This window comes from Rhizobium deserti (assembly GCF_004358025.1).
GTDB lineage: Bacteria > Pseudomonadota > Alphaproteobacteria > Rhizobiales > Rhizobiaceae > Neorhizobium > Neorhizobium deserti.
Window position 1 is genome coordinate 287,580 of sequence record NZ_SMTL01000003.1, and the last position, 20,757, is coordinate 308,336.

Genomic DNA, 20,757 nt, shown 5'->3' on the forward strand with positions numbered 1-20,757 from the left:
ACCTGCATGACCAAGTCGTCCAACTCCTGGCGCCCTGCAACCCAGCTCGTCCACGGCGGAACGCTCCGCTCGCAATATGGCGAAATGTCGGAAGCAATCTACCTCACTCAAGGCTTCGTTTACGAGAATTCCGAAGCTGCCGAGGCGCGCTTCAAGGGCGAGACGGAAGGCTTCATCTATGCCCGCTACGGCAGCCCTACCAACGACATGTTCGAAAAGCGCATGTGTATGCTGGAAGGCGCCGAAGACGCCCGTGCCACTGCTTCCGGCATGGCTGCCGTCACCGCCGCCATTCTTTGCCAGCTGAAGGCGGGCGATCATATCGTCGCGGCCCGCGCCCTGTTCGGCTCCTGCCGCTGGGTCGTGGAAACGCTTGCACCCAAATATGGCATCGACTGCACCTTGGTGGACGGCCGCTTCCTGGAGAACTGGGAGAAGGCGATTACCCCGAAGACCAAGGTCTTCTTCCTCGAAAGCCCGACCAATCCCACACTGGAAGTGGTGGACATTGCCGGCGTCGCCAGGCTTGCCAATCAGGTCGGCGCCAAAGTGGTGGTCGACAACGTCTTCGCAACACCGCTCTTCCAGAAGCCGCTCGAACTCGGCGCCCATATCGTCGTTTATTCGGCCACCAAGCATATCGACGGCCAGGGACGCTGCCTCGGCGGCGTCGTGCTGTCGGACAAGGCCTGGATCGACGAGAACCTGCATGACTATTTCCGCCATACCGGTCCTGCCATGTCGCCTTTCAATGCCTGGACGCTGCTGAAGGGCGTCGAGACCCTGCCGCTGCGCGTCAAGCAGCAGACGGAGAATGCCGCGAAGATCGCCGACTTTTTGGCCGAGCAGAAACAGGTGGCGAAGGTCATCTATCCTGGCCGCAAGGATCATCCGCAGGCAGATATTATTGCCAAGCAGATGACGGGCGGCTCGACGCTGGTCTGCTTCGAGATGAAGGGCGGTAAGGAAGCGGCCTTCAAGCTTCAGAACGCGCTGGACGTCGTGACGATCTCCAACAACCTCGGCGACACCCGCAGCCTGATCACCCATCCGGCCACGACGACGCACAAGAACCTGACCGACGAGGCGCGAACCGAGCTCGGCATTTCTCCGGGAACCGTGCGACTGTCGGCAGGGATCGAGGATACGCAGGATCTGCTGGAGGATTTCGCCAAGGCCTTGGCGCAGGTCGCAGCCTGAACATGACATGGTGATCCGGCTTTCGGATTCACCATGTCAATTATCCCTAATGGCAGGAAGCAAGCCCTGGTACGGGCTCAACTTACGAGAATTCTTGACGTTTCTGTCTCCGTATACGATATCGGTCCAGCAAATCTGCAGAGGCCGCCCATGTACCGCGCCCGAACAAGAGACATAGAAGTCAGCGTCGAGCCCTTTTACCTGGAGGAACAATCCAGTGTGGAGGACAGCCGTTATGTCTGGGCTTATCACATCGTCATCAAGAACCATTCCTCGGTGACGGTGCAGCTCGTGCATCGGTATTGGCACATCACCGACCAGAATGGCGTCGTCGACGAAGTCGATGGGCCGGGTGTCGTCGGCGACCAGCCCCAGATCAAGCCCGGCGACTCCTACGAATATTCATCGGGCTGCCCGCTTGATACGCCGTCCGGTGTAATGTTCGGCCATTACGACATGCAGACGGACGAAGGCGAGATTTTCCAAGTGACGATCCCCGCCTTCTCCCTCGATTCCCCGGGCCTGATGCGCGTTCTCAACTGATCGCGCTTCATCGGACCGCCTCAAGCGGCGGCAAATTCCGCCGCTTCGTAGCGATAGGTCGTCGAGCAGAACTCGCAGGTTACCGCAATCTGACCGTCTTCCTGGCTCGCCTCGATTTCCTCGGCATTGAACCCGTCAAGCACGCCCTTGATCTTGTCGCGCGAGCAGCTGCAGCGGTCGAATACTGTCTGCGGCTGATAGACCCGCACGCCCCGCTCATGGAAGAGACGGAAAAGCAGCCTCTCGATCGCTACCTGCGGATCCGTAAGCTCGTCCGTATCGATCGTATCGACCAAGGTGCGCGCTTCGGCCCAAGCCTCGTCCTCCGTCAGGTCCGTATCGCGCTCGTCGCCATCGCCGCCATGCAGGTCCGGCTGGCGCATGCGCTCCGGCGACTTCGGGAGAAATTGCGCGATAAGGCCTCCTGCCCGCCAATTGTGGCGCGGCTTACCATCGGCATCCCGATCAAAGAGTTCAGCGACGCCGAGCCGCACCCGGGTCGGGATCTGCTCAGACTGCCGGAAGTAAACACCGGCGATTTCCTCCAGTGACGAGCCATCGAGCGGAACGATGCCCTGATAGGGCTGCATGCCGCGGCCCTGATCGATGGTAAAGGCAAGCACACCTTCGCCCAGCAGGTCCGGTGGCGAAATCTGCCCTGCCTTCACCGCTTCGGCCAAGGCATCCTCATCATAGCGAGCATAGGCGCGCAGGCTGTCGGGGGAAGAGAAATCGGCGACCAACAGGTCAACCGGTCCATCGCCCTTGGTCTGGACCGTGAACTTGCCATCGAACTTCAGGGATGTGCCCAAAAGCGCAGTGAGCACGATCGCTTCGGCAAGCAGCCGCGCCACCGGGGCTGGGTAATCATGCCGCCCGAGAATAGAATTCAGCAACGGCCCCAGCTGAACCGCGCGGCCCCGCACGTCAAGCCCTTCCACCTGGAAAGGAACGACGCGGTCGTCGCCGGCAAAGTCGAGTTCGTTCAGTTCCACAATCGCTTCCGCCATGACCTCACTCCTTCGCGCCGACCTTGGCTTTTACACAAGCGCGGGCAAAAGCGGAACCGCTCACCCGGGGGAAGACGCTGACAATGTTGTTGAAGCGCCCTCAATCAAGGTAGGGGCGCGGTTGAAAGCCGGTAGATGGTGGCGGTTGAAATGGAAATCAAGACCGCGCCTAGGGGCTCAAAGAGCCCCAAAACACCAGGCTAGGATGGACTTCTGCGCATGCAGCCGGTTTTCCGCCTCATCGAAGACGACCGATTGCGGCCCGTCGATCACCTGGTCGGTCACTTCCTCGCCGCGGTGGGCCGGCAGGCAGTGCATGAACAGAGCATCCTTGCCGGCACGCTTCATCAGCGCGTCATTGACCTGATAGGGCTGGAAAATGTTGTGGCCGCGCGCCTTGTGTTCCTGGTTCATGGAAACCCAGGTGTCGGTGACGACAAGATCAGCATCGGCGACAGCGCGCTCGGCATCATGATACAGCTTGACGTCGCCGCCATTGTTGCGGGCCCAGTTGAGGATCTTGTCGGAGGGTTCCGAACCCATCGGCACGGCCATGTTCATCCGGTAGCCGAAGCGCGCAGCTCCTTCGATAAAGGAGTGCAGCACATTATTGCCGTCCCCGGTCCAGGCCAGCGTCTTGCCGGATACGGATCCGCGATGCTCTTCGAAGGTCATGATGTCGGCCATGATCTGGCAGGGATGGGTGTCGTCGGTCAGGGCATTGATGACCGGCACGGTCGCGTGTTCAGCAAGCTCCAGCATGCGGGCGTGATCCGTGGTGCGGATCATGATGGCGTCGACATAGCGGGACAGCACCTTGGCCGTATCGCCGATCGTTTCGGCCCGCCCGAGCTGCATTTCCGTTCCCGACAGAAACAGCGTTTCCCCACCGAGCTGGCGCATGCCCACATCAAAGGAGACACGGGTACGGGTCGAGGGCTTTTCAAAGATCATTGCCAACATCTTGCCGGCCAAGGGCTTGTCGGCACTGCCGGCCTTGGTGGCCTGCTTGCGAACCTTGGCATCCTCGAGGATGGTGCGCAGATCCGCGGCGGAAACCGCGGAAAGATCCAGGAAATGTTTCGGTGCTGCCATTGTTTTGGTCCCCAATCACGAGGGGACCTTGAACCGGCACCCTCCTTCGCCCCCTCAGGCGGATTTTTTCATATCGCGAGCCGCAAGCTTTTCGGCTGCTTTCTCGATACGTGAAAGGCCTTCGCGGGCCTCCTCGGCGCTGACGATGAGCGGCGGCAGCAGACGGACGACATTGTCGCCCGCCGGCACGACCAGCGTCTGCTCGTCGCGTATGGCTGTCACCAAGTCTCCGGACGGCACCTTGGCCTTGATCCCCAGCAAAAGTCCTTCGCCGCGAATGTCTTCGATCACATCAGGGAAGCGATCCTTCAGCCCCGCCAGTCCCTGGCGGAAGACCAGCGCCACGTCGCGCACGCTTTCGAGAAAACCGTCCGCCAGCACCACGTCCAGCACGGCATTGCCGACCGCCATGGCAAGAGGATTGCCGCCATAGGTCGTGCCATGGGTGCCGGCCGTCATGCCGGAAGCAGCCTCAGCGGTTGCAAGGCAAGCGCCCAGCGGAAAGCCGCCGCCGATGCCCTTGGCGAGCGCCATGATGTCCGGGGTCACGCCGGTCCACTCATAGGCAAAAAGCCTGCCGGTGCGTCCGAGACCACATTGGACCTCGTCGAAAATCAGCAGCGCGCCGCTCTCGTCGCAGATCTGGCGCAGAGCCTGCAGGAATTCCTTTGGCACCGGCCTGATGCCGCCTTCGCCCTGGATAGGCTCGATGAGGATGGCAGCCGTGGTTTCCGTGACAGCGGCCTTCAGGGCTTCCAGGTCGCCGAAGGGCACCTGGTCGAAGCCCTCGACCTTGGGGCCGAAGCCTTCCAGATATTTCGCCTGGCCGCCGGCCGCAATCGTTGCCAGGGTGCGGCCGTGGAAGGCGCCCTCGAAGGTGATGATGTGGAACCGCTCCGGATGTCCCTTCACGAACTGATAGCGGCGCGCCGTCTTGATGGCGCATTCCAGCGCCTCGGCACCGGAATTGGTGAAGAACACCTTGTCGGCAAAGGAATTATCCGCCAGCCGGCGCGACAGCATCTCCTGACCCGGCACTTCATAAAGGTTCGATACGTGCCAGACCTTATCGGCCTGCGACTTCAACGTATCGACGAGATGCGGATGCGCGTGACCGAGCGAATTGACGGCGACGCCGGATCCGAAGTCTAGATATCGCTCGCCCTTTTCCGTCACAAGCCATACGCCTTCGCCGCGCTCGAAGCGTAGCGGAGCACGGGCAAAGGTGTCGAAAAGCGCGGCTTCGGCCATGGCGACATTACTCCTTGCGGCGACACGGGCGGGACTGCCCGTGAAATCAAAATGCCGCCCACGGGGCGGCGTCGGCACTATCATCGCTCAAGCCCGGGATGTCAACAAAACAGGGCAAATGGAGTGCTTCCGGCCGGCGTTTTGAGCGTCCAAAGCAATGTGACAAAAATGACTCTTTCAGGCAGCAAGTTGGGGAAAACCAAGAAATCGATTCGCAGGGATTCCGCCGACTCTTGCCACGGAGTCAGCCTCACACTAGGTTAACGATCAATTACTAGACTGCATGCGGCGGAACTAGTCACCTATCAGCATAGATATAGTGGTTGCTGCGGAATCATATCCGCAGCAAAGGTGGAAGGATTCTGCATGCCATCAACGTTCAAAGGCGGAGAACGGGCATGAATTGGACAGACGAGCGCGTCGAAAAGCTGAAGCGGCTATGGTCGGAAGGCCTGAGCGCCAGCCAGATCGCGGCACAACTCGGCGGCGTCAGCCGCAATGCGGTGATTGGCAAGGTTCACCGGTTGAACCTTCCGGGCCGCGCGAAAGCCGGCGGCACGGTGGCGACCAGCCGCAATGCAGGCAAGCGTCCAGCCGCAGCGCCGCGCGCTCCCAATTATGCAGCCCGCGCCACGACCACCCGGACCGTGACCCACGCTGCCGTCGGCGCGACTGCGCTGAAGGAAGAGATCGGCGTCGATGCCGTCCAGGAAATGCAATTCGTCCCCAAGAGCAATGTCGTCGTGCCGATTTCGCGGCAGCTCGCCTTGACCGACCTGACGGAACGCACCTGCAAGTGGCCGGTCGGCGATCCGCTGAAGGACGATTTCCACTTCTGCGGCTGCGAATCCCCCGACGCTTCGCCTTATTGCACCTATCATGCGCGTCTGGCTTATCAGCCGGCGCATGACCGCCGCCGCGCCGCCGCCATGCGCGCTTAACAGCGGACCGATCCAAAACGAAGAGCGGGCCTGTGGTCCGCTTTTTTGTTGGTGATCACAGTCGTAGCCGAGGCTTGCAGTCGGAAGCCGCGTCCCCTATCTATGGCCGGCGAGGACGACCTCCCCCAACACGGGCATGACACCGGGACGACCCGGAAGCAAAGCTCAAAGGTCCCTCCATGCGCTCGACATCAGACCGTATCCGCCACGCCATCAGCTTCGAGATCATCGGCCTCGCGCTCGTCACACCGCTCGGCGCATTGGCCTTCGATCAACCATGGTCGGCGATCGGGATCGTGGGTGTCGCAGGTGCGACGCTCGCAACCGGCTGGAACTATTTATATAATCTAGGCTTCGATCACCTGATGCAGCGGCTGACCGGCAGCAGCCGCAAAAGCGTGGCGGTCAGGGTGGCTCACGCCCTTCTTTTCGAATTGGGCTTGCTGATCGTGCTGATGCCGATGATTGCCTGGTATCTGGAGGTAAGCCTCATCCAGGCGCTGGCGATGGACATATCCTTCGCCGCCTTCTACGTCGTCTATGCTTTTGCGTTCAACTGGATCTATGACCGGCTGTTTCCGCTGCCCGAATGGCAGGGGAAAACATTGCCTGAAAACGCTCAGGCTTCCATCGAATAGCCGGCACCGCGAACGGTGCGGATGACATCCTGCATATTGGAGAAATTCAAGGCCTTGCGCAGGCGCCCCACATGCACGTCGACGGTCCGCTCGTCCACATAGATGTCATGGCCCCAGACGCCATCGAGCAATTGCGAGCGCGAGAAGACACGGCCGGGCGACGCCATGAGGAATTCCAGGAGGCGGAACTCGGTCGGCCCCAGCCTCACTTCGCGGCTCTTACGATGGACACGATGCGTCTCGCGATCGAGCTCGATATCGCCGCAACGCAGGACGCTCGAAAGGACCTCCGGCTTGGCACGCCGCAGCATGGCCTTGACGCGGGCCATCAGCTCGGGCGTCGAGAAGGGCTTGACGACATAATCGTCGGCACCAGTCGCAAGGCCGCGCACCCGTTCGCTTTCTTCGCCGCGCGCCGTCAGCATGATGATCGGCAGACGTTCGGTTTCCGGGCGTACGCGCAACCGCCGGCACAATTCGATACCGGAAACGCCGGGCAGCATCCAGTCGAGGATGAGGAGGTCCGGCGTGCGTTCCTGCAGGCGGATCTCCGCCTCGTCGCCACGCAGGATCGTTTCCACCTCATAACCTTCGGCTTCGAGGTTATAGCGAAGAAGCACGCTTAGTGCTTCCTCGTCTTCCACGACTGCTATTTTCGGCTGCATTCTCGCTCTGCTCCGTCACCAGTCCAGTTCAGCTGTTGGCAGCGCCGAGCGTGTTCGACGTGTCATCCTTCGGGCGCTCGCCTTCCGGCTGGGCACCCGTCGTCATGTAATAGATGGTTTCGGCGATATTGGTCGCATGGTCGCCGATACGCTCGATGTTCTTGGCGCAGAAGAGCAGATGCGTGCAGGTGGTGATGTTGCGCGGATCTTCCATCATGTAGGTCAGCAATTCGCGGAACAGCGACGTGTACATGGCGTCGATTTCTTCGTCGCGCAGCCGGATGGCTTCCGCCTTCTCGACCGAGCGGCTGACGTAAACGTCGAGAACTTCCTTGAGCTGAACCAGGGCCAGATCCGACAGATGCTCGAGACCACGCGCCAGCTTGCGCGGCACGCCGCCTTGAACGGCGATCACGCGCTTGGCGGTATTCTTGCCAAGGTCGCCGACCCGCTCCAGGTCGGCAGCGATCCGCAGCGAGCCGACGATTTCACGCAGGTCGGCGGCGACCGGCTGGCGGCGGGCAATGGTGATGATCGCCTTTTCCTGGATCTCACGCTCGGATTGGTCGAGGCCGACATCGTCAGCGATGACCTTCTGGGCGAGTGCCGAATCCGAGTTGACGAGGGCACGGACCGCGTCCGTGCACATCTGCTCGGCCAGCCCGCCCATTTCGGAAATGCGGCGGGTCAGATACTGCAATTCCTCGTCATAAGCGGACAGGATATGGGTCGAGGCCATGGTTTTTCCTTCCAGATGCACAGGTCACGGCATTGGTGAGTTGCAAAAATCGATCAGCCGAAGCGGCCGGTGACATAGTCCTGCGTCCGCTTCTCCTGCGGGGAGGTGAAGATCTTGGCAGTCTCATCGAATTCCACCAGTTCGCCTAGATACATGAAGGCGGTCTGGCGGGACACGCGGGCCGCCTGCTGCATGTTATGGGTAACGATGACGATGGTGTAATCGGCGCGCAGTTCGTCGATCAGTTCCTCGATCTTGGCTGTCGACAGCGGATCGAGCGCCGATGCCGGTTCATCGAGCAGGATGATCTCCGGCTTCACCGCAACGGTGCGGGCGATGCAAAGGCGCTGCTGCTGGCCGCCCGACAGGCTGAGCCCGCTGGCGTTGAGCTTGTCCTTGACCTCGTTCCAGAGGGCGGCGCGGCGCAGTGCCGCTTCGACCCGCTCGTCCATGTCGCTTTTGTTGAGGTTCTCGTAGAGCTTGATGCCGAAGGAGATGTTCTCATAGATCGACATGGGGAAGGGCGTCGGCTTCTGGAAGACCATGCCCACCTTGGTGCGAAGCAGGTTGAGATCCTGGTTGCGATCCAGGATGTTCTGGCCGTCGACCAGCACTTCGCCTTCTGCCCGCTGCTTCGGGTAGAGTTCGTAGATGCGGTTCAGCACGCGAAGCAGAGTCGACTTGCCACAACCCGACGGGCCGATGAAAGCCGTCACGCTGCGTTCCGGCAGCTGCAGCGAGATGTTCTTCAGAGCCTTGGATTCACCGTAGTAGAAGTTGAGATTCTTTATCTCGATCTTCGCCCGGTCATTGGCTTGCTGCGGCGCGGTTTTTTCGAGGGAAACCATGTTGGTCATCTATCCTTTGCGTCCGGTGAGGCTGCGGGCGAAAATGCTGAGGCCCAGCACGGTAAGGGTGATTATGAGAGCGCCGGTCCAAGCCAATTGCTGCCATTCCTCGTAAGGGCTCAGCGCGAACTGGAAGATGGTAACCGGAAGACTTGCCATCGGAGCATTGAGATCGCTGCTCCAGAACTGGTTGTTGAGAGCGGTGAACAGCAGCGGCGCCGTTTCACCGGAGATGCGGGCAATGGCGAGAAGGATGCCGGTGACGATGCCCGAGAGGGCTGCCCGATAGGCGACCGACCGGATGACGATCCAGCGCGGAGCGCCGATGGCGGTGCCCGCCTCGCGCAGCGCATTGGGAACGAGGTTGAGCATGTCTTCGGTGGTGCGCACCACGACCGGGATCACCAGAACCGCCAGCGCGAAGGCACCAGCAATCGCTGAGAAGTGCCCCATCGGCCGGACGATCAGTTCATAAACGAACAGTCCGACGATGATCGAAGGCGCCGACAGGAGAATGTCGTTGATGAAGCGGACCGCCGTTGTCAGCTTGGAGAAGCGGCCATACTCAGCCATATATGTGCCGGCCATGATGCCGATCGGGGTGCCGATTATGACCGCGATGACGGTGATGACCAAGCTGCCGACAATGGCGTTGAGCAGGCCGCCCGCTTCGCCGGGAGGCGGTGTCATTTCGGTAAAGACTGCGACGTTCAGGCCGGCAACGCCGTTATAAAGCAGCGCGCCGAGGATCAGGGCGAGCCAGGCGAGGCCGATTGCGGCAGCGACCACGCAGAGAACCATCATGATGCCGTTGGTTGCTTTGCGGCGAGGATAGATTGAGGACATTTTCAAGCTCCCGCCTTCCGACCGATCCGCATCAGCATGTAACGTGCGATCGCCAGGATAATCAACGTGATGAAAAATAGTATCAGGCCAAGCGCGATTAGCGAGGATGTATAGAGCTCGCCGTCGGCTTCGGTAAATTCATTGGCAATGGTAGCGGAAATCGTCGTGCCCGGCGCGAATAGCGAAGGGCTGATGCGGTGGGCATTGCCGATCACGAAGGTGACGGCCATGGTTTCGCCCAACGCGCGGCCAAGCCCGAGCATGATGCCGCCCATGATGCCGACGCGGGTGTAAGGAATGACAATGCGGCGGATGACTTCCCAAGTGGTGCAGCCGATGCCGTAGGCGGATTCCTTGAGGACCGCAGGCACCGTGTCGAAGACATCCTTGGTAATCGAGGTCACGAAAGGCAGAACCATGATCGCGAGGATCATCGCCGAGGTCAGCATGCCGATCCCGTAGGGCGGGCCGGCAAACAGGCTGGAAAGACCCGGAACATCCTTGAAAAGATTGATCACGAAAGGCTGGATCGTCGTCTGAACGAAGGGAGCAAAAACAAACAGGCCCCAGATGCCGTAGATGATGCTGGGGATGCCGGCCAGCAGTTCGACTGCAATCCCGATCGGGCGGCGCAGCGGACGCGGGCAGAGCTCCGTCAGGAAGATCGCAATGCCGATGCCGATCGGAACGGCGATCAGGATGGCGATCGCCGAGGTCACGACGGTACCGTATATCGGAGCAAGAGCGCCGAATTTCTCGGTGACCGGATTCCAGCTTTCCGTGGTGAGGAAGCTGAAGCCGAAGGTCGAGAGGGCCTGCCAGGATCCGACGACGAGCGAGATCGCTACGCCACTCAGGATCAGCAGAACCAGGATCGCTGCAGCTCGGGAAATACCCGCAAAGACCGCATCGGTCAAAGCGAAACGCTTTACAGCCTTGTCGCGCCGCGCATCAACGCGCTGTTCCGCCATTGCCAACGTCATACTCCTATGCCCTCACTTATTCGTACCGGGGAAACGAGAGGGGCGCCGATGACGCCCCTCCCAGAGGATTACTTCGCGGCGAACAGCGACTTGCCGTCCTTGCCTACGACGTCCTTCTTCCACATGTCTTCGACGCTCTTGACGACGGCTTCCGGCATCGGAACGTAGTCGAGTTCGTTCGCCATCTTGGCGCCGTTCTTGTAGGACCAGTCGAAGAACTTCAAAGCTTCGGCAGTCGCAGCAGCGTCATCCGGCTTCTTGTAGACGAGGATCCAGGTGGCAGCAGTCATCGGCCAGGATTCTGCACCCGGCTGGTTGGCGAGGATGACGCCATAACCCGGCTGCGAGTCCCACTTTGCATTGGCAGCGGCAGCCGAGAAGGATGCAGCAGTCGGCTCGACCTTCTTGCCGTCCTTGTTGATCATGTCGGCGTAGATCATCTTGTTCTGCTTGGCATAGGCATATTCGACATAACCGATTGCGCCTGCAGCCTGCTTGACGTTGTTGGCAACGCCTTCGTTACCCTTGGCGCCGATGCCGACCGGCCATTCGAGAGCCGAGTTGACGCCAACCTTTTCCTTCCACTCCGGGCTGGTTTCGCCGAGGTAGTAAGCAAAGTTGTAGGTGGTACCCGACCCGTCCGAACGGTGAACGACGGCGATTGCCTGCGAAGGCAGCTTGGAATCCGGGTTCAGCTTCTTGATGGCAGCATCATCCCAAGAGGTGATCTTGCCCATGAAGATGTCGGCAAGCGTCTTGCCGTCGAGAACCAGTTCGCCCGGATCAACGCCTTCGATGTTGACGACCGGTACGATGCCGCCCATGACCATCGGGAACTGAGCAAGACCGGAGGCTTCCAGATCTTCGCCCTTCAAAGGCGCATCGGTTGCGCCGAAGGTAACGGTCTTCGCCTTGATCTGCTTGACGCCGCCGCCGGAGCCGATCGACTGGTAGTTCAAGCCGTTACCGGTTTCCTTCTTGTAGGCGTCAGCCCACTTTGCATAGATCGGGTAAGGGAAGGTAGCGCCGGCGCCGGAAATATCCGCTGCCTGGGCAACCGGAGAAATGAAGCTGGCGGCCGCAGCCGTAGCGACAGCAAAGGCTGTCGGGATGAAATGTCTCATTGAGGTGCTCCTCTTTGGATCAAATCGACGCGAAGCGCCGACTAAAGCGCCCATAACAGGGCGGGATAACAGTTCGATGACGCAGCTTGCGCCATTGGGTCCGCCGTAGAAGCTGACTCCCGCCCCACAACTTTCCCCGATGGTTCTTGGTGCGACGCGGTCCCGGCTTGTCGCTCCCGCCGGCCCTCGCCAGCAACACTTAGCCGGTCTATCCCCGCTCTTTTATGTCAGTTCCGTAAAAGATTTATGACAACTTAAATGACTGAAAAATATTGGATTTATTTTGAACAGCTGCGCAGACCAGCATCCTGTATGTCAGAACCTGACGGTAAATTCCGTGCCCTTGCCGATTTCGGATTTTACGATCAGGCGAGCCCGGTGACGGGTGAGGATGTGCTTGACTATGGCAAGGCCCAGCCCCGTCCCTTTCTTGGACCGGCTATCGGCGACGCTGACCCTGTAGAAGCGCTCTGTCAGCCTGGGAACGTGTTCGGCCGGAATGCCCGGCCCCTTGTCGACGATGCTGACTTCCACAGGCTGGGCAGTGCCGTTCTTCAGGAAGACCTCGACCAGTTCGCCTTCCTGACCGTATTTACAGGCATTCTCGATCAGATTTTCGAATACCTGCACGAGTTCATCGCGGTCGCCGAGAACCTCCACCTTGCCCTCGGGCAGATGCAGGCGGATTTCGACACCCAGTTCGTCGGCAAGCGGCACCAGAGCATCGCGCACATGTGCGATCAGCGGCTTCAGATCCACCGACTGGTCAGGCGCAATGTGCGCCTTAAGCTCGAGGCGCGAAAGCGAAAGGAGATCGTCCACCAGCCGGCTCATGCGCGTCGCCTGGTCGAACATGATGCCGAGAAATCGTTCCCGAGCGGCCGGATCAGAGCGTGCCGGACCCTGCATGGTTTCGATGAAGCCGCGCAAAGACGCAAGCGGGGTTCGCAGTTCATGACTAGCATTGGCGACGAAGTCCGACCGCATGCGGTCGATGCGGCGCAATTCGGACACGTCCCGGAACGACAGGACATAGAGCTTCGTCGACGGCGGCACCACCCCGCTCAGATCAACGGGCGCCACGCGCAGGATGAACACCCGCTCGGACGGAAGCCGCTCGGAATGCTCCATCTGGTTCGGCTCATTGGTGGCGATGGTTTCGCGCACCATGTCCAGGATGCCCGGCGACCGCAACCTGGCCGACAGATGCGAGCCCAGGGGCAAGGCACCGAAGGACCGTTCGGCGGCATTGTTCTGGTAAAGAACCGTGACATCCTCTCCTACCACGAAGACGGGCATGTCCAGCGTTTCGAGCGTCGCGCCGATGAAGGGAAGCGGATCGAAAAGAGGTTGGTCGACCTCAAGCTGCGGCGTCGTGTCGGCCGCAGGTTCGGCCGGCCGGCGGGCGATCGCCACGAAAACCAGAAGCAGCCAGCCGACCAGCACGCCCGGCCAATCGAGGCCGGCAACAATGGCGATAAGCGCCAGTAACGACAAAAGCAGCAAGAGAGGCCGTTCGCGGCGCATGCTAAGAGCAAGTGCCGCCATAAATTTCCGCAGATTCGTCAGGACCTTTGTCAATTTCTTTTCTCGGCCTCTTCCCCTGAACACGCGCTCATATAACTCCTGCATGACAGATATGCATCGCTTCGGAAGAAAAGATGCAGGCGCCGGCGGTTCTCCCCATCCAGCCGGCATCGACCAGAGAGAGCACAGCAGAACGTGACGCAAGAGACAAGGAACGATCTTATGACGCAGAGCGGCGCAAACCCGGTGGTGGGATTGGAGATCGGTGGCAAGCACCGCAAATTCGACATCGACAACCCCGACCTGCCGGGCTGGGTGGAGGACCATGCGCTGGCCTCCGGCGGTTATCCCTATGACCACAAGATGGACAAGGAGAAATACGAAAAGCATCTCGAGCGGCTGCAGATCGAGCTCGTCAAGGTGCAGTTCTGGCTGCAAAACAGCGGCAAGCGGCTGATGGCTCTTTTCGAGGGCCGCGACGCAGCCGGCAAAGGTGGCACCATTTCCTCGCTGCGTGCCTATCTCAATCCGCGTTCAGCCCGCATCGTCGCACTAAGCAAGCCGACTGAAATCGAGGCTACCCAATGGTATTTCCAGCGGTATGTGAAGCATTTCCCGAGTGCCGGCGAAATCGTTCTTTTCGACCGCTCCTGGTACAATCGCGCCGTGGTGGAGCCGGTCATGGGCTTCTGCACCGAGGATCAGTACAGGAACTTCATGCGGGCCGTGCCGCACTTCGAAGAGATGATCGTCGACGAGGGCATCTATTTCTTCAAGTTCTGGCTCGATATCGGCCAGGAAATGCAGCTGAAGCGCTTCCACGACCGGCGCCACGATCCCCTGAAAATGTGGAAGCTTTCTCCCATGGATATCGCGGCTCTCAACAAATGGGAGGATTACACGGAAAAGCGCGACCGCATGCTGGAGGAGACGCATAGCGACCGGGCTCCCTGGACGGTGGTGCTCGCCAACGACAAGCGGCGGGCGCATCTCAACATCATGCGCCAAATCCTGCTGTCACTGGATTATGAAGGCAAGGATGCCGACGCAATCGGCGAGATCGACAACAAGATCCTAGGCTTCGGCAAGACCTCCGTGAAATAACCGGAGCCCAAACACTGCTCCGGCCCGGCCCGTTCAGCGGCCCGGCAAGATGCGGACGGAATACAGCAGAACCGGCTTGTCCGGGCCGTCGATGCCCGCATTGATGACCAGGCGGCCGGGGCTGTTGGGGGCAATAGTGCGTTCGAAGGTCACCTTGAACAGCGCCTCCAGCCTTTCCTGCGTCGCCGTGAACCGGTGGCGCGAGCAATTGCCAAGACTGCCGAAGTCGCAACGCACCGACATCTGCGCTGCCTGGTTCATCCCCGACTGGACGGTCAGCGCAATGGTCGAGCTCTTGGCCGCCATTTCGCGAAGCACTTCTGCCGGAACCTGGATGACGATGTCACCATCCTCTCCCGGTGCTGCCGAAACGAGCCGTACCGCCCGTCCTTCCGACCCGTCGACAGCCTCTGCCTTGGCCTGGCTGCCGAGCTGGAGTGCCGCGACATCCGCAGGCTTGAAGATTTCCGTCCATTCGTCCGAAAAGCCGCCGCGCGGATCGAAGGCGGCATTGCTGCGACCGCTTCCCTGCGCAGCACGATCGGCCGCCTGAATGGCTTCCTGAAGGACCGATTGCACCATGCCCGACTGGTAGAACCACCAGCAGGCAATACCGACAACGGCGAGCGTTATCATCCAAGTCGCCAGGCGTGACAGGAAGCCCCGCCGTCTGCGCGGCTTGGCGCCCGGCCCGGCAGCCATGTCCGGCTTGCCTGATCTTGCCCTGCGACGCCTGCCTTTGGGCGAAGACGCTTGCACGCCCAGTTCCGGCTGCGGCAAAGGCGCATCGACCATGGCCTGCGGAGCCTCGACCGAGACCGGCGCAATCCTGGTGTCAGGCTCGACGTCAGCATGTCCATCGAGCCGTCGCGTTTCCCCTTCAAGCAGAATTTCATCGTGCATATCTGCCTGTCTTGGCGAATGAACAGGCTCCGGCTCCACTTCGACAAGATCGGCAGGGCGGTCTTGTTCGGCGGAGGGGGCGGCCAGCTTGTCGATCTCCTCGGCCTCGATCTCGCGGATCTTCTCCTCGAGCCGCTTCTGCTGCTGCATGATGATCAGCGTGTCGGTCACCCCTTGCCGGCGAAGACCGGCTTCCAGCGCTTGGCGGGCAGACTGATAAATTTTTGCCCTCGTTTGCCCATCCGCCCGATCCGAACGATCCAGGGCATTTCTGATGGCCGTTTCCAAACCGCTCACTGCCGGTCCTTCCGGTTACGCTTACTCGAACCCATGTGGATTTACCTTTCGGTAACCTCTCCTCCAGGGAACTGCAAGCAAGGTTTCCACCGTTCCTCCCGGACAATAGCTGCAAAAATAAGTCCGAAAGTAGCAGGACCACATCCAACCAGGCCGTCGGACAAAAACCAAAGGCCAGCTTCCCGTCAGCAACGGGTTCTGCTAGATCTTCTTACGTTTGCGTAAACGTAAGACAGGAGGAAATCATGCTGCCAGCCATCCTGAAAGATAGCGCGCGACTGCCTGTTGTGGCCTCGCCACTGTTCATCATTTCCCATCCAGAGCTGACGCTTGCGCAATGCAAGGCGGGGGTGATCGGTGCCTTTCCGGCGCTCAACGCCCGTCCCGAAAGTCAGCTTGACGAATGGCTGGCGATGATCACGGAAGATCTCGCGGCTCACAATGCCGCCCATCCGGAAAGACCGGCCGCTCCATTCGCCGTCAATCAGATCGTCCACACGTCGAACAAGCGCCTCGAGCACGACCTGATGATGTGCGTCAAATACAAGGTGCCGGTCGTGATATCGTCGCTGGGCGCCGTGCCGGAGGTGAACGCTGCCGTGCATTCCTATGGCGGCATTGTGCTGCACGATGTGATCAACAACCGGCATGCGAGCTCCGCAATCCGCAAGGGCGCGGATGGCCTCATTGCCGTCGCTGCCGGCGCCGGCGGCCATGCGGGAACGCTATCGCCCTTCGCCCTGGTGCAGGAAATTCGCGAATGGTTCGACGGCCCTCTTCTGCTGGCCGGTGCAATCGCGACGGGCGGCGGCATACTGGCGGCCCAGGCCATGGGCGCCGACATGGCCTATATCGGCTCCCCCTTCATCGCCACGCGTGAGGCGCGGGCGGTCGAAGGCTACAAGCAGATGATCGTCGACTCGGCGGCCGCAGACGTCGTTTATTCAAACTATTTCACTGGCATTCACGGCAATTACCTGAAGGGCTCCATCAAAGCCATGGGGCTCGACCCGGATGCGCTGCCGACAGCCGATCCGAGCAAGATGGATTTCGACCAGGGAGTCAGCGGCCCCAAGGCCTGGAAGGAGATCTGGGGTGCGGGCCAGGGCGTCGGTGCCGTCAAATCCGTGGTTTCCGTTGCCGAACTGGTGGACAGGCTGGAAACGGAGTATCTGGCGGCGCGCCGGCGCCTGTCGCTCTGAACACCTGCGCTGGCACCGGACTCTTCGGTGAGACAGCACCGAGGAAATTGCCAGGCGCGGAAAAACCGGCTTGAAATCGCGCCTCATTGGCTGTATCAGCCGCATCACTTGCAGCCGAGGCCAATCCTTCGCTGCCCGTGCCGCTTTAGCTCAGGTGGTAGAGCACATCATTCGTAATGATGGGGTCGCAGGTTCGAGTCCTGCAAGCGGCACCACTTCCTCCAATCATTTGAACTCGGCGGTCGCACCATCATTGTCTACTGAGACACGAGTTCAGCCACTCGCCTGGCAATGGCCATGGATGCGGTCAACCCGGGCGATTCAATGCCGTAGAGTGCCACATAGGCCGGATGGCCGGTTGCTTGCGGCCCCTGGATCATGAAGTCCCCGCCGCCACCCTGCAACGGGCCGACAATTTTCGGACGTACGCCCGCATAGGCCGGCTGCAGCGCATGGTCGGGAAGTCCCGGCCAGTATCGGCGAATTGCGCCGTAAAACCGGTCGGCGCGGTGAGGATCGACGTCGTAGCCGACCTCGTCGATCCATTCCACGTCAGGACCGAAACGGGCCTGACCGCCGAGATCCAGCGTCAGATGCACGCCAAGTCCGCCCGGTTCAGGCACCGGATAGATGAGCCGGCTCGCCGGCGATCGTGCTGCAAGCGAAAAGTAGCAGCCCCTGGCATAATAGCGACCCGGAATGGTGGCGGGATCGAGGCCTTGCACGCTTTCCGAGACAGTCCAGGCGTCCAGCCCTGCCGCATTGACAACGAGTTTCGCTTCGATCTCGACAGGATCACGGCCGCCGACAGAAAGCCGCACCGCATTGTCCATAAGCGACCCGCCACGGACCGGCGAGCCGACGACAACCGTGCCGCCAGACGCTTCGATATCCGTTACATATGCCTGCATCAGCCGGTGGCTGTCGATGATCCCGGTCGAAGGGGAAAGCAGCGCAGCGAAACCCGCGATTTCCGGCTCCAGGCGTTGCAGCTCCGACCGATCGATCAGCATGCAGTCATCGACGCCGTTGGCATGCGCCTGTTTCAGCAGGGTTTCGAGATAGGTAACCTCCGCTTGACTGGAGGCGACGACCAGCTTGCCGCACTGGCGGTGCGATATGTGGCGCTCGCGGCAATAGTCGTAGAGCCTGCGCTTGCCCTCGACGCACAATTGCGCCTTCAGGCTGCCGGACGGATAATAAAGGCCCGCATGGATGACCTCGCTATTGCGCGAGGAGGTGACGCTGCCGGTGATGGCCTCTGCCTCCAGGAGCACCACGTCGCGGCCGGACAAGGCAAGCTCGCGCGCCACGGCAAGGCCGATGACGCCGCCGCCGATGACCACGCAATCCAGCGCCAGCACCTCAATCATTGCCCCTCCCTTTTTGTGTTCTGGTCAGCCGCCGGAATGATATATGGGACATCATCGCCGCCAGTCACGCGGCCTGACGGCAGTAAGTCAATCATGCAGAAAGTTCGATCATGCTGAAGGTGGTTTTTCTGGATCGCGACACGATCGGCCCGGCGGTCACGATCAGCCGTCCCGGCTTTCCGCATGAATGGGTGGAATATGGCAAGACGGCACCGGAGGATGTCGCTGCTCGCATTTCGGATGCTGATATCGTCATCACCAACAAGGCGCCCGTCCGGGAACAAGCCATGGAAGGAGCGCCCACGCTGCGAATGGTTGCGGTTGCCGCCACCGGCTACGATATCGTCGATCTGGCCGCCGCCAAGGCACGCGGCATCACCGTCTCAAATGTGCGGGGCTACGCGGTCAACACCGTGCCGGAACACACATTCGCGCTGATCTTCGCGCTACGTCGTTCCGTGATCGGCTTTCGTCAGGATGTGATCGCCGGGGAATGGCAGCGCGCCAACCAGTTCTGCTTCTTCAACCATCCCGTCCGCGACCTTGTGGGCTCGACGCTTGGCCTGTTCGGCCGTGGCACGCTTGGACAATCGGTTGCCAGGATCGCCGAGGCCCTGGGCATGAAAGTGATCTTCGCCGCTCGAAAGGGTGCAGGCCAAGCGGGGCTAGGCTATCACTCCTTTGACGAGGTGCTGGAGACATCCGACATCATCAGCTTCCACATGCCGCTCACGCCGGAAACCCGCAACCTCATCGGCATGGAGGAATTCCGGCAGATGAAACGGCGGCCGCTGATCATCAACACGGCGCGCGGCGGCCTTGTCAACGAGGCTGATCTTGTTCAGGCACTGGACGAGGGCCTGATTGCCGGTGCGGGTTTCGACGTGCTGACCAAGGAACCGCCCGCGCCCGATAACCCTCTGCTGACCGTTCTCGACCGTCCCAATGTCATCGTCACCCCGCATGTGGCATGGGCGAGCTACGAAGCCATGCAATCGCTTTGGGCGCAGGTGATCGATCATGTGGAGAATTTCCAGAAGGGCATCCCTTCCAACGTGCTCTGACCGCGCATTGTCTCACGTATCCGAAAGCTCGATCCAGGTTGGCGCATGATCGCTCGCATGGTCGCGGCCCCGTACGTCGCGGTCGATGCCGCCGCCTTGCAGTCTACCCACCAGGTTCGGGCTGAGAAGCAGATGGTCGAGCCGCAAGCCTGCATTGCGGCCCCAGGCGTTGCGGAAATAGTCCCAGAAGGTGTAGATTCGCTCTTCAGGATGGAGCTTTCGCAACGCGTCGGTCCAGCCCTGCGCCATGAGCCGCGCGAAGACCTTCCGTACTTCCGGGCGAAACAGGGCATCATCGCGCCAGCGCTCGGGCGAATACACATCCAGATCCGTCGGCATAATGTTGTAATCGCCGGCCAGAACGACGGGCGCGCCCGTTGCCAGCAGATCTTCGGCATGTGCCAGAAAGCGCTCATACCAGGCGAGTTTGTACTCAAATTTCGGGCCGGGAGCCGGATTGCCGTTCGGTGCATAAAGGCAGGCGATCAACACGCCGTTGACCGCCGCCTCCAGATACCGGCTGTGCAGGTCGTCCGGATCGCCCGGAAGGCCGCGCCGCGTCTCGACCGGATCGGCATTGCGGGCCAACATCGCGACGCCGTTCCAGCTCTTCTGGCCCTGCCAGATGGCACCATAGCCCGCCTTCTCCAGCGCAGCCGCCGGAAACTTGTTCTGCGGTGCCTTCAGCTCCTGCAGGCATACGACATCCGGCTCCGCTTCCTCGAGCCATTCGAGAAGTGCTTCCAAGCGACCATTGACGCCGTTTATATTGAAGGTCGCGATCTTCACGGGTATGGTGCCGTCAGTGCTTCCGGTCGCCGCGGTCACCTTGGCCAGATTTCACACTGGTCTTGGCAGATTTGCGGACATCCTGAGACAGGGAGCGGCCGACATCGTCGGACTCCTTGAAGCGGCCCTTGGCATCGCGGCGAACATACCGCTTATCGGTGCCCGTATCGATGAGTTCACGTTTGCTCATTTTCTTCTCCGTCGTGGACGCGGAGAAAACGCGTGAGCGGCGATTTGGATGCAATCCGGAGCCCCCATCCGAGCTCAACGGCCATTAGCGAAACATTTAAGCCTGACAGGCATGATAGCCGCTCCTGAACGCGCCGATGAGTGCGCTAAAGCTGCCTCTGGAGGGAAAAGATGCCGGAAGCCTTCGCAGCCACATTGCGTGAATTCATAGCCGAGAACTTTCTGTTTCGTGCAGATGCCGATGTCAGCGACAGCCAGTCGCTGCTGGACAGCGGCGTCATCGATTCCACCGGCGTGCTCGAACTGATCGCATTTCTCGAGCAGACCTACGGGATCCGCGTCGCCGACGAGGAGATTGTCCCCGACAATCTCGACAGCGTCGACAACATGTCGCGCTATCTCTCCACCAAGCTTGCCGCGGCCTGA

At 60.6% G+C, this 20,757-nt stretch carries 22 protein-coding genes and 1 tRNA gene; 9 read left to right on the top strand and 14 right to left on the bottom strand.

The genetic code is table 11. The features are described 5' to 3' along the window. Window positions 1–6: 6 nt before the first annotated feature. On the top strand, window positions 7–1,200 hold the full coding sequence (locus tag E2F50_RS13450; RefSeq protein WP_133316679.1) for an O-succinylhomoserine sulfhydrylase: 1,194 nt from the start codon (window positions 7–9) through the stop codon (window positions 1,198–1,200). Window positions 1,201–1,350: 150 nt separating this feature from the next. After that, entirely contained in the window at window positions 1,351–1,743 is a 393-nt protein-coding gene (gene apaG / locus E2F50_RS13455) for a Co2+/Mg2+ efflux protein ApaG (protein WP_133316680.1), read from the top strand. A gap of 20 nt (window positions 1,744–1,763) precedes the next feature. On the opposite strand, the gene E2F50_RS13460 is transcribed toward apaG, so the two are convergent. The 3 genes from E2F50_RS13460 to E2F50_RS13470 form a co-directional block, all read right to left on the bottom strand. Continuing rightward, entirely contained in the window at window positions 1,764–2,753 is a 990-nt protein-coding gene (locus E2F50_RS13460; protein WP_133316681.1) for an Hsp33 family molecular chaperone, read from the bottom strand. 177 nt (window positions 2,754–2,930) lie between these two features. Beyond that, window positions 2,931–3,848, bottom strand: coding sequence for an ornithine carbamoyltransferase (gene argF / locus E2F50_RS13465; RefSeq protein ID WP_133316682.1), 918 nt, complete (start codon window positions 3,846–3,848; stop codon window positions 2,931–2,933). Window positions 3,849–3,902: 54 nt separating this feature from the next. Continuing rightward, the gene (locus E2F50_RS13470) at window positions 3,903–5,099 is read right to left on the bottom strand and encodes an aspartate aminotransferase family protein (RefSeq protein ID WP_133316683.1); all 1,197 of its coding nucleotides are present in this window, start codon (window positions 5,097–5,099) and stop codon (window positions 3,903–3,905) included. Between the two features lie 398 nt (window positions 5,100–5,497). On the opposite strand from E2F50_RS13470, the gene E2F50_RS13475 reads away from it, so the two are divergent. Further along, window positions 5,498–6,040, top strand: coding sequence for a GcrA family cell cycle regulator (locus E2F50_RS13475; protein WP_133316684.1), 543 nt, complete (start codon window positions 5,498–5,500; stop codon window positions 6,038–6,040). Between the two features lie 179 nt (window positions 6,041–6,219). Next, a complete protein-coding gene (locus E2F50_RS13480) occupies window positions 6,220–6,678 on the top strand; it encodes a PACE efflux transporter (RefSeq protein ID WP_133316685.1) in 459 nt (152 codons plus the stop codon). On the opposite strand, the gene phoB is transcribed toward E2F50_RS13480, so the two are convergent. The 7 genes from phoB to phoR all read right to left on the bottom strand — a co-directional run bounded on the left by phoB (window position 6,660) and on the right by phoR (window position 13,431). Then, window positions 6,660–7,343, bottom strand: coding sequence for a phosphate regulon transcriptional regulator PhoB (phoB, locus tag E2F50_RS13485; RefSeq protein WP_133316686.1), 684 nt, complete (start codon window positions 7,341–7,343; stop codon window positions 6,660–6,662). The genes E2F50_RS13480 and phoB overlap by 19 nt on opposite strands. Before the next feature lie 28 nt (window positions 7,344–7,371). Next, the gene (phoU, locus tag E2F50_RS13490) at window positions 7,372–8,082 is read right to left on the bottom strand and encodes a phosphate signaling complex protein PhoU (protein WP_133316687.1); all 711 of its coding nucleotides are present in this window, start codon (window positions 8,080–8,082) and stop codon (window positions 7,372–7,374) included. Window positions 8,083–8,135: 53 nt separating this feature from the next. Further along, complete coding sequence (pstB, locus tag E2F50_RS13495) at window positions 8,136–8,939, bottom strand: phosphate ABC transporter ATP-binding protein PstB (RefSeq protein WP_133316688.1); 804 nt, start codon at window positions 8,937–8,939, stop codon at window positions 8,136–8,138. Further along, complete coding sequence (gene pstA, locus E2F50_RS13500; RefSeq protein ID WP_133316689.1) at window positions 8,940–9,776, bottom strand: phosphate ABC transporter permease PstA; 837 nt, start codon at window positions 9,774–9,776, stop codon at window positions 8,940–8,942. Window positions 9,777–9,778: 2 nt separating this feature from the next. Beyond that, a complete protein-coding gene (gene pstC / locus E2F50_RS13505; protein WP_133316690.1) occupies window positions 9,779–10,759 on the bottom strand; it encodes a phosphate ABC transporter permease subunit PstC in 981 nt (326 codons plus the stop codon). Between the two features lie 68 nt (window positions 10,760–10,827). Beyond that, on the bottom strand, window positions 10,828–11,883 hold the full coding sequence (pstS, locus tag E2F50_RS13510; protein ID WP_133316691.1) for a phosphate ABC transporter substrate-binding protein PstS: 1,056 nt from the start codon (window positions 11,881–11,883) through the stop codon (window positions 10,828–10,830). A 315-nt stretch (window positions 11,884–12,198) separates the two neighbouring features. Then, window positions 12,199–13,431: a phosphate regulon sensor histidine kinase PhoR gene (gene phoR / locus E2F50_RS13515; protein ID WP_202615456.1), complete on the bottom strand. Its 1,233-nt coding sequence runs from the start codon at window positions 13,429–13,431 to the stop codon at window positions 12,199–12,201. A 201-nt stretch (window positions 13,432–13,632) separates the two neighbouring features. Between phoR and ppk2 the strand changes: the two genes are divergently transcribed. After that, complete coding sequence (gene ppk2 / locus E2F50_RS13520; RefSeq protein WP_133316692.1) at window positions 13,633–14,514, top strand: polyphosphate kinase 2; 882 nt, start codon at window positions 13,633–13,635, stop codon at window positions 14,512–14,514. A gap of 33 nt (window positions 14,515–14,547) precedes the next feature. Here the strand turns inward: ppk2 and E2F50_RS13525 are convergent, their stop codons facing one another. Continuing rightward, entirely contained in the window at window positions 14,548–15,714 is a 1,167-nt protein-coding gene (locus E2F50_RS13525; RefSeq protein ID WP_133316693.1) for a hypothetical protein, read from the bottom strand. Between the two features lie 245 nt (window positions 15,715–15,959). On the opposite strand from E2F50_RS13525, the gene E2F50_RS13530 reads away from it, so the two are divergent. Beyond that, a complete protein-coding gene (locus E2F50_RS13530) occupies window positions 15,960–16,916 on the top strand; it encodes an NAD(P)H-dependent flavin oxidoreductase (protein WP_202615457.1) in 957 nt (318 codons plus the stop codon). 139 nt (window positions 16,917–17,055) lie between these two features. Next, window positions 17,056–17,131, top strand: a tRNA-Thr gene (locus E2F50_RS13535). A 42-nt stretch (window positions 17,132–17,173) separates the two neighbouring features. Here E2F50_RS13535 and E2F50_RS13540 read toward each other — a convergent pair. Beyond that, window positions 17,174–18,289: an NAD(P)/FAD-dependent oxidoreductase gene (locus E2F50_RS13540; RefSeq protein WP_202615458.1), complete on the bottom strand. Its 1,116-nt coding sequence runs from the start codon at window positions 18,287–18,289 to the stop codon at window positions 17,174–17,176. 110 nt (window positions 18,290–18,399) lie between these two features. On the opposite strand from E2F50_RS13540, the gene E2F50_RS13545 reads away from it, so the two are divergent. Then, entirely contained in the window at window positions 18,400–19,353 is a 954-nt protein-coding gene (locus E2F50_RS13545; RefSeq protein ID WP_133316694.1) for a D-2-hydroxyacid dehydrogenase, read from the top strand. A 12-nt stretch (window positions 19,354–19,365) separates the two neighbouring features. Here the strand turns inward: E2F50_RS13545 and xth are convergent, their stop codons facing one another. Further along, a complete protein-coding gene (gene xth / locus E2F50_RS13550) occupies window positions 19,366–20,142 on the bottom strand; it encodes an exodeoxyribonuclease III (RefSeq protein ID WP_133316695.1) in 777 nt (258 codons plus the stop codon). 13 nt (window positions 20,143–20,155) lie between these two features. Then, window positions 20,156–20,332 (bottom strand): hypothetical protein, encoded by a 177-nt coding sequence (locus E2F50_RS23225; RefSeq protein ID WP_133316696.1) that lies wholly within the window; start codon window positions 20,330–20,332, stop codon window positions 20,156–20,158. A 170-nt stretch (window positions 20,333–20,502) separates the two neighbouring features. Between E2F50_RS23225 and E2F50_RS13560 the strand changes: the two genes are divergently transcribed. Further along, the gene (locus E2F50_RS13560; protein WP_133316697.1) at window positions 20,503–20,757 is read left to right on the top strand and encodes an acyl carrier protein; all 255 of its coding nucleotides are present in this window, start codon (window positions 20,503–20,505) and stop codon (window positions 20,755–20,757) included.

Coding starts and splice junctions, on each gene's coding strand:
- argF (WP_133316682.1), bottom strand. CDS start 3,848: ATGGCAGCACCGAAACATTTCCTGGATCTTTCCGCGGTTTCCGCCGCG.
- E2F50_RS13475 (WP_133316684.1), top strand. CDS start 5,498: ATGAATTGGACAGACGAGCGCGTCGAAAAGCTGAAGCGGCTATGGTCG.
- phoR (WP_202615456.1), bottom strand. CDS start 13,431: ATGGCGGCACTTGCTCTTAGCATGCGCCGCGAACGGCCTCTCTTGCTG.
- apaG (WP_133316680.1), top strand. CDS start 1,351: ATGTACCGCGCCCGAACAAGAGACATAGAAGTCAGCGTCGAGCCCTTT.
- E2F50_RS13545 (WP_133316694.1), top strand. CDS start 18,400: ATGCTGAAGGTGGTTTTTCTGGATCGCGACACGATCGGCCCGGCGGTC.
- E2F50_RS13540 (WP_202615458.1), bottom strand. CDS start 18,289: ATGATTGAGGTGCTGGCGCTGGATTGCGTGGTCATCGGCGGCGGCGTC.
- phoU (WP_133316687.1), bottom strand. CDS start 8,082: ATGGCCTCGACCCATATCCTGTCCGCTTATGACGAGGAATTGCAGTAT.
- E2F50_RS13470 (WP_133316683.1), bottom strand. CDS start 5,099: ATGGCCGAAGCCGCGCTTTTCGACACCTTTGCCCGTGCTCCGCTACGC.
- E2F50_RS13480 (WP_133316685.1), top strand. CDS start 6,220: ATGCGCTCGACATCAGACCGTATCCGCCACGCCATCAGCTTCGAGATC.
- pstA (WP_133316689.1), bottom strand. CDS start 9,776: ATGTCCTCAATCTATCCTCGCCGCAAAGCAACCAACGGCATCATGATG.
- E2F50_RS13460 (WP_133316681.1), bottom strand. CDS start 2,753: ATGGCGGAAGCGATTGTGGAACTGAACGAACTCGACTTTGCCGGCGAC.
- pstC (WP_133316690.1), bottom strand. CDS start 10,759: ATGACGTTGGCAATGGCGGAACAGCGCGTTGATGCGCGGCGCGACAAG.
- E2F50_RS23225 (WP_133316696.1), bottom strand. CDS start 20,332: ATGAGCAAACGTGAACTCATCGATACGGGCACCGATAAGCGGTATGTT.
- E2F50_RS13530 (WP_202615457.1), top strand. CDS start 15,960: ATGCTGCCAGCCATCCTGAAAGATAGCGCGCGACTGCCTGTTGTGGCC.
- phoB (WP_133316686.1), bottom strand. CDS start 7,343: ATGCAGCCGAAAATAGCAGTCGTGGAAGACGAGGAAGCACTAAGCGTG.
- E2F50_RS13560 (WP_133316697.1), top strand. CDS start 20,503: ATGCCGGAAGCCTTCGCAGCCACATTGCGTGAATTCATAGCCGAGAAC.
- pstB (WP_133316688.1), bottom strand. CDS start 8,939: ATGACCAACATGGTTTCCCTCGAAAAAACCGCGCCGCAGCAAGCCAAT.
- E2F50_RS13450 (WP_133316679.1), top strand. CDS start 7: ATGACCAAGTCGTCCAACTCCTGGCGCCCTGCAACCCAGCTCGTCCAC.
- ppk2 (WP_133316692.1), top strand. CDS start 13,633: ATGACGCAGAGCGGCGCAAACCCGGTGGTGGGATTGGAGATCGGTGGC.
- pstS (WP_133316691.1), bottom strand. CDS start 11,883: ATGAGACATTTCATCCCGACAGCCTTTGCTGTCGCTACGGCTGCGGCC.